Raw genomic sequence first — 9,173 nt, 5'->3', positions numbered from 1 at the left:
CGGCGAGCGCGGCGTCGGCCGGCAGCGGGGCGTCCGGCACGTCGCGGCGCACCGCGGCGGCCGCGTGCGCGAGGTCGCGCGCGGTGACCTCCCGTCGCGCGGCGGCGGCCGAGCGGCGCTCGACGGCGCGTGACGCCGCCTCCCGCGCGAGGTCCTCCGCCTCGGGACCGGCCACCCCCGCCGGGCGGTCCGACTCGGTCGGATCGGTCGGATCGGCGGGGTCGGCGGCGGGCTCCGGGTGCTCGCGCGACCCGCACACCACGCACGGCTCCCCCGGCCGCAGGGCCCGGGCGAGCTCGCCGGCCATGCCGGCCAGACGCTGCCGCCGGACCCGGTCGTGCTCGGCCTCCGCCGCGCGTGCCTCCTCGCGCGCGCGCAGGTCCGCCACCTCCGCCTCGGCCGCGGCCGCGGCCGCGGCCTCGAGCTCGTCGACGAGGTCGGCGGCGCGGCGCCACACCCCCTCCTCGTGGGCCGCCGCGGCGTCGTCGGCCGCGGCGGTCGCTTCGGCGTCGCGGCGGCGCTGCGCCTGCAGCAGCCGGGCGGGCAGCGCGTCGGCCTGCCGTCGCACCTCGGCGAGGCCCGCCGCGCACGCGGCGACCCGCTCCTCCCGGTCGCGCCGGGCGTCGGTGAGGGCACCCCACCGCTCGGCGTCGACGGATCGGGCCGCGAGCCGGGCCGCGGCGTGCGCGGCCGCGGTGGCGGCCTCCTCGTCGCACCGCAGGGCCGCCTCGAGCGCGGCGGGCCCGCTCGGCGGCTCGCTGCCCGTGAGCGCGGCACGCGTGCGTCCGGCCTCCTCGGCCCGGGCCGCCGCGGCCACGGCGACGGCGTGCAGCGCCGCCACGGGCGCGGCGCGCTCGGCGTCGCGGAGCTCCTCGCGGACGAGCCCGAGCGCCTCGGACGCGACCTGCAGGCCATGACGGCGCCGGCGCAACGTCGCGCCCTCGGCCACGAGCCGCCGCAGCGTGAGCGCCTCCTCCCGCCGGGTGCGGGCGGCCTCCTCCTCCAGCGAGGCGGCGGCCGCCGTCCGGGTGGCGACGGCCGCGGCCGCTCGCGCGGCGTCGAGCAGGTCCGCCACCCACGCGGACCGCCCGGTCGCGGGCACCTCCTCCGGTGCGGCTCCCGCGAGGGCGGCGACCTCCGCCGCCGCCGCCGCCGCGGTGGCCCCGGCGCGGTCTCGTGCCGCGGCCGCCTCGCGGGCCCGCTCGCGCAGCCGCTCCTCGACCGCGGCGAACCGCGCGGTGTCGAACAGCCGGCGCAGCACCCCGGCCCGCTCGTCGCTGCTCGCCCGGAGGAACTGCGCGAACTGGCCCTGCGGCAGCAGGACGACCTGGAAGAACTGGTCGTGGCTCATGCCCACGAGCCGACGCAGCTCGTCGTTGGCCTCCTGCACGCCGGACCAGGTGGCCGTGCACTCGTCGCGGTCGAGGGCGGCGAGGTCGTCGGCGACGCGGACCGACACCGACGCCTTGTCCCGCGTCCACCCCGTGCCGCGGGTCCTGCGCCGCTCCTGGTCGGGGGTCCGGACCACGTGGACGGCGCGCCCGCCGACGCTGGCCCACAGCTCGACGCTGGTCCGCACGCCGTCCGGGGCGTGGTGGCTGCGCAGCTGCTTGGCGCCGCGGGCGCCCGGCACGCGACCGAAGAGCGCGAAGCCGACGGCGTCGAGCAGGCTCGTCTTGCCGGCCCCGGTCGGACCGTGCAGGAGGAACGGCCCGGCGGCGACGAGCTCGTCGAGGTCGACGTCGACGGTGCCGGGGAAGGGACCGAAGGCGGTGAGGCGGAGCCGGTGGGGACGCATCAGGCCGCGCCCCGGTCGCCCCGGTCGCCCCGGGCCGGACCGGCGCCGTCGGACCCGTCGAGCGCGGCGAGGAGGTCCGTGGTGGCGTCCGCCGGCTCGTCGACCGCCAGCAGCTCGTCCTCGGGCCGCTCGGGCGGCCGCGGTGGCACGAGCGCCTCGACGTCGCGCGCCGCGACCGCGCGGACGGCCTCGTCGAGGGCCGCGAGCTCGGCGTCGCTCGCGGGTGCCCCCCGGACGTGGTCGACGAAGCCGGCCACGACGTCGGTGTCGCTGCGCGCGGCGGCCAGGCGCGTCCGGTACGGCAGCGCGGGCTCCCGGTCCCCCGCCGGCGCCCACTCCAGGGCGAGGGCGTGGGGGAAGCGCGCCTGCAGGCGCCGCATGGCGTCGGCCGGGCGGACGGGGTCGGTGAGCACGGCCTTGACGTGGGAACCGGTGTGCTCCTCGAGGTCGGACCGGCTCAGCAGCTCCTCCAGCGGGCCCTCGAGCTGGACGAGCGGGCGGTGCACCGGCGCCGGCACCCGCTCGACGGCGGCGAGGCCGGAGGCGTCGAGCTCCACGAGCCAGCTGCCCTTGGCGTGTCGCCGCTCCGAGAACGAGAACGCGACGGGTGAGCCGCTGTAGCGCAGCGCCTCACCGAGGACCTGCGGTCCGTGCAGGTGGCCCAGGGCGGTGTAGGTGAGGCCGGCGAAGGCGTCGGTGGGCACCCGGTCGAGGGTGCCGACCCTGGCCCCGTCCCCCGGGGCGGCGCCGGAGATGTCGCGCTCGGAGTCGCAGCGGTCCTCCGGGCGGACCCCCGCCACCCACGTGTGCGCGAGGGCCACGGTGCGCCCGCGCCCGGCGGACCGGGCGGCGGCGGTGGCGAGCGCCGCGGCGCGGGCGACCACGGCGGCCTGCGTGCGCGCACCCGGCACCCCGAGGGGACCGGCCGTGGTGAGGGGGTCGAGGTAGGGCAGCGGGTACAGCGCGACCGGCCCGTGGCGGTCGTCGAGGACGACCGGCTCCGCGACCCGACCCGGGTCGCAGCGGACGTGGACGGCGCTGCGGGCCAGGAGGTCGGCGTGCGCGCCCAGCCGGGTGGGCGAGTCGTGGTTGCCGCTGGAGGCGACGACGACCGCGCCCGCGTCGACGAGCCGGAGGACGGCCTCGTCCCACAGCCGGACCGCCTCGACCGGCGGCACGGCGCGGTCGAAGACGTCGCCGGCGACGAGGACGACGTCGACGGCCTCGGAGCGGACCACCTCGACGAGGTGCTCGACCCACGCGGTGTGCGCGGGGAGCAGGTCGACGCCGTGCAGGCGCCGGCCCAGGTGCCAGTCGGAGGTGTGGAGCAACCGCATGCGACCGACGCTAGGCAGGCGCCCGGACACAACCGGGTGCGGCGCGCCGGTGGGCGTCGGCGGCCCCCGCCCGTGGCCGGGCCGGCGGACGACCGGGCGGGTCAGAGACGCGCGAGGAGCGAGTGCAGGCGCTCGAGGAGGGCGAGGTCGACGACGGCGGGGACCGTGTCGGCGGGCGGCGGGGTGACGGTGCAGCGGGGGGCGGGGACCTGGCTCATGGAGGGACCGTACGGGCCCGGACCGGGGTGCGGGCCGGTCCCGGCCCTCCGGGCGGCCGGAGCCCGCGGGCTAGTGGTGCCGCCGGATGACCCCGTCACCGGGGTCGTCGCCGTCCTCACGCTGCGTGCCCGGGCCGGCCTGCTCCTCGCGCTCGCCCCGCACCCGGATTCGGCGGACGCGCCGGTTCATGTCGCGCACGAGCAGGACGAGCGCGACGGCGACGAGGAAGGTGACGAGGAACCCGACGGTCCCCGGCGTCACGAGGTCGGCCGGGGGCGTGACGACCCCGGGCTCGGGGCTCGGCGACACCGACGCGGCCAGCACGAAGTCGGCCGGCGACCAGCCCGTCACGGCGAGCAGGCTCACGCCGACTCCCGGGCGCCGGCGCCCCGGGTGGCGGCGAGGTGCTCGCGCACGCCGGCGAAGAGGTCGTCCTCCACACCCTCCGCGGCGGCGGGGGTCCCGGCGACCGGTCCGCCGACCCGGCTGCGAGCGAGCTCGTAGTCCTCGGTGGGCCACACCTCGCGGCGCAGCGCGGCCGGCACCGCGAACCAGAAGCCATCGGGGTCGACCTGCGTGGCGTGGGCCCGCAGGGCGGCGTCCGCGGTCTCGATGAAGTCGCCCACCGGCACGCGCGTGGTCACCGGTCGCTCCTCGCGCTCCTCCCAGCGCTCCATCCACTCCCCGAACGGGGACTCGACCCCGGCCGCGAGCAGCGCCTCGTGGTAGGCCGTGATCTTGAGGCGGGAGAAGGTCTGGTTGTAGTACAGCTTGAGCGGCGTCCACGGCAGCCCGTGGCCCGGGTACCGGTCGGGGTCGCCCGCGGCCTCGTACGCCTCGAGCGAGACGCGGTGGCACATGACGTGGTCCGGGTGGGGGTAGCCGCCGTTCTCGTCGTACGTCGTCATGACGTGCGGGCGGAACTCCCGGACCAGGCGCACGAGCGGCGTGGCCGCGATCTCCAGCGGCTCGAGCGCGAAGCAGCCGTCGGGCAGCGGCGGCAGCGGGTCGCCCTCGGGCAGGCCGGAGTCGACGAAGCCGAGCCACTGGTGGCGGACGCCGAGGATGCGGACCGCCTCGGCCATCTCGCGCCGCCGGTAGCCGACGATGTCCCGCAGCACCTCGGGGTCGTGCTGCAGCCGCGGGTTGAGGACGTCGCCGCGCTCCCCGCCGGTGCAGCTGACGACGAGGACGTCGACCCCGTCGGCGACGTAGCGGGCGGTCGTCGCCGCCCCCTTGCTCGACTCGTCGTCCGGGTGGGCGTGCACGGCCATCAGGCGCAGCTGCTCGCTCACGGTCCTCCTCGGTGCGTCGGGTCCTCGGGCACCCGTCATCATGGTGGGCGGGGCCGACGGTGTCGGCCCCGGGCGATTGTCCCCGATGCGCCCGGGGGCGGTGGTCCCGGTCCCGTCCGGTGGCGCGGTGAGGTCGGTGCCCTGGTGACGCTGCCCGCGCCCTCGGACGACGTCGCCGCGCGCTACGCCGGGCCCGCCGGGCCCCGCCGGGGCCGGCTGAGGACCCTAGCCGTGGTCCTCGGGCTGCTCGTCGTGGCCGCGGTCGTCGCGAGCCTCGTCGCCTCGCTGCTGCGCAACGCCGCCGACGTCACCTGGCGCGACGTCTCCTTCGAGGTCGTCGACGCCCGGACGGTCCGCACGACGTTCGAGGTGTACGCCGAGCCCGGGGACCGGGTCCGCTGCCAGGTGCGCGCAGCGGACGCGCGCTACACCGACGTGGGCCAGGTCGACGTCGACCTCGGGCCGCTGCAGGGGCGCGCGACGAGCGCGACCGCGACCATCCGCACGACGCACGAGGCGGTCAGCAGCTCCGTCCGGACCTGCGTCCGCCTGCCCTGACCAGGTACGGTGTCCTACTCGCCCCAGGGCCCGACCGCTCGGCGCCCGGGCGTGCCCGCGCCGTCCGCGGCGCGGCGGGCACGCCGTACCCCGGCCGCGGGGGCCGCCGGGGCGGCGACGACGAACGACGAGGAGTACGCGCATGTCCGAGACCAGCACCGTCACCTGGCTGACCCAGGAGGCCCACGACCGGCTGCAGGGCGAGCTCGACCACCTGCGTGGCGAGGGTCGGCTGGAGCTCGCCCGCAAGATCGAGGCGGCCCGTGAGGAGGGCGACCTCAAGGAGAACGGCGGCTACCACGCGGCCAAGGAGGAGCAGGGCAAGCAGGAGGCCCGGATCCGGCAGCTCGAGCAGATGCTGGAGAACGCGAAGGTCGGCTCCCCCGAGGACGTCGCCGACGACGGCGTCGTGCACGCCGGCATGGTCGTCACCGCCGAGGTCGCCGGCGCCGAGGAGACCTTCCTGCTGGGCAGCCGCGAGATGGCGGCCACCACCGACCTCGACGTGTTCAGCGAGCAGTCGCCGCTGGGCGCCGCGGTCCTCGACAAGGCCGTCGGGACCGAGACCAGCTACACCGCCCCCAACGGGCGCGAGATCCCCGTCCGGATCGTCAAGGCGGAGCGCTTCACCGGCTGAGGGCCTGTGCCCCCGGCCCCCGACGAGGTGCCGTCGCCCCGCCGCGCGCGGGACGGCGGCACCTCGTGCGTCCGGGGGCGGACGGGCCTCAGCGGGCTGCGGCGCGCTGGTACTGCCGGACCGTCAGCGGGACGAAGACGACGAGGATCGCCACCCCCCACAGCAGCGTGTAGAGCACGGGGTTCTGCAGCGGCCAGGCCGTCGGCTCCGCCGCCTGCGGCGGCAGGTTGCCGAACAGCTCGCGGGAGGCCTGCGTCACGGTCGACACCGGGTTCCAGCTCGCGAACACGCGCAGCGGCCCGGGGAAGTTCTCCAGCGGCACGAAGGTGTTCGCGATGAAGGTGAGGGGGAAGATGACGATGAACGAGACGTTGTTGAACACCTCCGGCGCCCGCACGAGCAGGCCGAAGAACGCCATCACCCAGCTGATGCAGTACGCGAAGAACAGCAGCAGCAGGTAGCCCAGCGCCGCCTCGCCGACCGACGTGTCGATGCGCCAGCCGATCGCGAGGCTCGTGAGCGTCATGATGACGATCGTGAGGACGTTGTTGACGACGTCGGCCGTCGTCCGCCCGATGAGGACCGCGGACGGGGCCATCGGCAGCGAGCGGAACCGGTCGACGATGCCCGTCTTGAGGTCCTGCGCCATGCCGGACCCGGTGATGGTCGCCCCGAAGATCACCGTCTGGGCGAAGATGCCCGCGATGAGGTACTCCCGGTAGGCCTCGGGGTCGACCTCGCCGCCGATGGCGATCGACCCGCCGAAGACGTAGGCGAACAGCAGGATGAACATGATCGGCGAGACGATCGAGCCCACGAGCAGGTCCGGCACCCGCTTGATCTTGATGAGGTTGCGGCGCGCGACGGTCCAGCCGTCCTGCAGGGCGCCGACCGGGCCGGCGGCCGGCCGCTGCGGCGGCCGCGCCGGCTCGGCGCTGCCTGCTCCGGCCGGGCCGGTCGTGACGGCGGCGCTCACGCGCTCACCCCTTCCTTGTCGTCGGACTCCTCGGCCGCGTGGCCGGTGAGGGTGAGGAAGACGTCGTCCAGCGTGGGGCGGCGGATGCCGGCGTCGAGCACGTCGACGCCGGCGGCGTCGAGGGCGCGCAGGCCGTCGACGAGCATGCCCGTGCCCCCGGTGACGGGGGCCGTGAGGGTGCGCGTGTGCTCCTCGACGCCGACCTCGCCGCGGCACAGCGACGCGAGGGCGGAGCGGGCCGGCTCGAGCTGCTCGGCCGCGGCGACGGTGACCTCGATGCGCGACCCGCCGACCTGGTCCTTGAGGTCGTCGGCCGTGCCGAGGGCGATCACCTTGCCGCGGTCGATGACGGCGATCCGGTCCGCGAGCCGGTCCGCCTCCTCGAGGTACTGCGTGGTGAGCAGCAGCGTCGTGCCGCCGGAGACGAGCTCGGCGATGACGTCCCACATGCCGATGCGGCTGCGCGGGTCCAGCCCCGTCGTGGGCTCGTCGAGGAACAGCACGGTCGGCTGCGCGACGAGGGCGCCCGCGAGGTCGAGACGGCGGCGCATGCCGCCGGAGTACGTGCCGACCGGCCGGCGGCCCGCGTCGGCGAGGTCGAAGCGCTCGAGCAGCTCCTCGGCGCGGGCGCGGGAGGCCCGGGCGCCGAGGTGGTAGAGCCGGCCGACCATGTCGAGGTTCTCGAACCCGGTGAGGTTCTCGTCGACGGCGGCGTACTGCCCGGACACGCCGATGCGCGAGCGGAGCGCGGCCGCGTCGCGCACGACGTCGAGCCCGTCGACCGTCGCGCGGCCGCTGTCGGGACGCAGCAGCGTGGTGAAGACGCGCACGGACGTGGTCTTGCCCGCGCCGTTGGGGCCGAGCAGCCCCATGACGGTGCCGGGGGCGACGGCGAGGTCGAAGCCGTCGAGCGCCCGCACCGAGCCGTAGGTCTTGACGAGCCCCTCGGCGGTGATGATGTCGGTCACGGTCCCGATCCTCGCCCAGACCCCCGACAGCCGCCGAGCGGTTTCGCGCTGAGCGCGACGCGGACCCGCGACGGGAGGGACGGGAGGGCGGGGGCCGGCACCCGTGGGTACCGGCCCCCGCCCTGCTCAGCGCCGCGGTGGCGGGGTCAGCGCGCCCAGGACAGCTCGCCGCTGTTGACCTCGACGATCGCCAGCACCTCGCCCGTCGGCTGGTCGTCCTCGTCGGCGACGTAGTAGAGGCCGTCCTCGCCGAAGAGCCCGAGGAACGAGCCCGTCACCGTGGTCCCGCTGCTCCAGCGCACGACACCGGTGGCGGAGCGGACCTGCAGCTGGCCGGTCCGCAGCAGGACGGCGCGGTTGCCCGTGCCGAAGACGCCGGAGTGCCAGCGCAGCTGGCCGTCGACCTTGAGCGCGAGCGTGCCGTTGGTCTGCATCGTGAGGGTGGAGCGGCCGTCGAGGGAGCGCAGCGACTGGCCCGGCTCCAGGGCTCGGTTGTACCGCAGCCAGTCGTAGCCCTGGTACAGCTGCTTCCAGTCGTGCCACACGTCGTCGCCCAGCGTGCTGGAGACGTAGACGTCGCCGTGGAGGACCTGCAGGTAGGTGCCCTCGGCCGCGTTGGACAGCAGGTGCGTGCCGAAGCTCCACAGCGCCCGCCCGTCCGCGGCGCGGACGACGAGGTTGCCGTTGGGCTGCAGCACGGCGGCCGCGCCGACGTTGCCGTCGGTGTAGGCGTGCCAGCGGACCGCGCCCGCGTGGCGCAGCACGAGGTTGCCGTTGGGCTGCATGCGCAGGACGGCCGAGCCGGACGCGACCTGCTGGTCGACCCGGAGCACCGCACCGGGGTAGAGGACCTCCGGGGAGTGCAGCCCGTACTGGCGCACGAGCGCCCCGTCGCAGTCCTGCCGCACGACGACGTTGCCGTTGTCGCCGATGCGGACCGACTCCGGGCCGCTCGTGTGTAGCCCGGCGTGGGCGAGCACCGCACCGCCGGCGTCGCGCGCGACGACGTTGCCGTTGCTCTCCTGGAAGTCCAGGCGCGCGGCCGCGCCCGAGGGCACGGCGAGCACGTCGCCGCGGAAGGCGCCGGTCTCGCTGAGGTCGGACGGCAGCTGGAAGGCGGCGAGGCCGTACTCGTCGAAGTACAGCGCGAACTCGCCGGACGGCGACACGGCGAGGTCGCCGGGCAGCCACTGCTCGCCGCGCGAGAAGGTGTCGGGGCCGCACGAGAGCGGCGCCGCCGCCTGCACCGCGGCGTCGGTGGAGGCCGCCGCGAGCTCCTCGGGCGCGGCCTCGGCCAGCGCGGCGCGGAAGCCCGCGACGCGCTCCTCGACGAGCGCGGGGTCGGGCCGCTCGCCCGAGGCGCTGGCCGCGGCCAGCGCCTCGGC

9 protein-coding genes are annotated in these 9,173 nt (G+C 76.7%); 2 read left to right on the top strand and 7 right to left on the bottom strand.

Annotated features, from left to right (window positions below):
- The 4 genes from WAA21_RS17505 to mca all read right to left on the bottom strand — a co-directional run.
- Positions 1 to 1,798 (bottom strand): SMC family ATPase (locus WAA21_RS17505; protein WP_336924138.1); only part of this gene is annotated, 1,798 nt, incomplete at its 3' end.
- A complete protein-coding gene (locus tag WAA21_RS17500; RefSeq protein WP_336924137.1) occupies positions 1,798 to 3,135 on the bottom strand; it encodes an exonuclease SbcCD subunit D in 1,338 nt (445 codons plus the stop codon). The genes WAA21_RS17500 and WAA21_RS17505, both read right to left, overlap by 1 nt.
- 288 nt (positions 3,136 to 3,423) lie before the next feature.
- Positions 3,424 to 3,720 (bottom strand): hypothetical protein, encoded by a 297-nt coding sequence (locus tag WAA21_RS17495; protein ID WP_336924136.1) that lies wholly within the window; start codon positions 3,718 to 3,720, stop codon positions 3,424 to 3,426.
- Positions 3,717 to 4,688, bottom strand: coding sequence for a mycothiol conjugate amidase Mca (gene mca, locus WAA21_RS17490; RefSeq protein ID WP_442893314.1), 972 nt, complete (start codon positions 4,686 to 4,688; stop codon positions 3,717 to 3,719). Before mca ends, WAA21_RS17495 begins: the two co-directional genes overlap by 4 nt.
- A gap of 105 nt (positions 4,689 to 4,793) precedes the next feature.
- On the opposite strand from mca, the gene WAA21_RS17485 reads away from it, so the two are divergent.
- The gene (locus tag WAA21_RS17485) at positions 4,794 to 5,207 is read left to right on the top strand and encodes a DUF4307 domain-containing protein (protein ID WP_336924135.1); all 414 of its coding nucleotides are present in this window, start codon (positions 4,794 to 4,796) and stop codon (positions 5,205 to 5,207) included.
- A gap of 142 nt (positions 5,208 to 5,349) precedes the next feature.
- On the top strand, positions 5,350 to 5,844 hold the full coding sequence (gene greA, locus WAA21_RS17480; protein ID WP_336924134.1) for a transcription elongation factor GreA: 495 nt from the start codon (positions 5,350 to 5,352) through the stop codon (positions 5,842 to 5,844).
- 88 nt (positions 5,845 to 5,932) lie between these two features.
- Here the strand turns inward: greA and WAA21_RS17475 are convergent, their stop codons facing one another.
- The 3 genes from WAA21_RS17475 to WAA21_RS17465 form a co-directional block, all read right to left on the bottom strand.
- Entirely contained in the window at positions 5,933 to 6,727 is a 795-nt protein-coding gene (locus tag WAA21_RS17475; RefSeq protein ID WP_336924139.1) for an ABC transporter permease, read from the bottom strand.
- A gap of 89 nt (positions 6,728 to 6,816) precedes the next feature.
- Positions 6,817 to 7,788, bottom strand: a complete 972-nt coding sequence (locus WAA21_RS17470) for an ATP-binding cassette domain-containing protein (protein ID WP_336924133.1) — start codon at positions 7,786 to 7,788, stop codon at positions 6,817 to 6,819.
- Positions 7,789 to 7,934: 146 nt separating this feature from the next.
- Positions 7,935 to 9,173 (bottom strand): hypothetical protein (locus WAA21_RS17465; RefSeq protein WP_336924132.1); only part of this gene is annotated, 1,239 nt, incomplete at its 5' end.

This window comes from Aquipuribacter sp. SD81, assembly GCF_037153975.1.
Lineage (GTDB): Bacteria > Actinomycetota > Actinomycetes > Actinomycetales > JBBAYJ01 > Aquipuribacter.
The sequence above is the reverse complement of the archived record's forward strand: the minus strand, read 5'-3'. Positions and strand labels throughout refer to the sequence as shown.

Coding starts and splice junctions, on each gene's coding strand:
- mca (WP_442893314.1), bottom strand. CDS start 4,688: ATGACGGGTGCCCGAGGACCCGACGCACCGAGGAGGACCGTGAGCGAG.
- WAA21_RS17500 (WP_336924137.1), bottom strand. CDS start 3,135: ATGCGGTTGCTCCACACCTCCGACTGGCACCTGGGCCGGCGCCTGCAC.
- greA (WP_336924134.1), top strand. CDS start 5,350: ATGTCCGAGACCAGCACCGTCACCTGGCTGACCCAGGAGGCCCACGAC.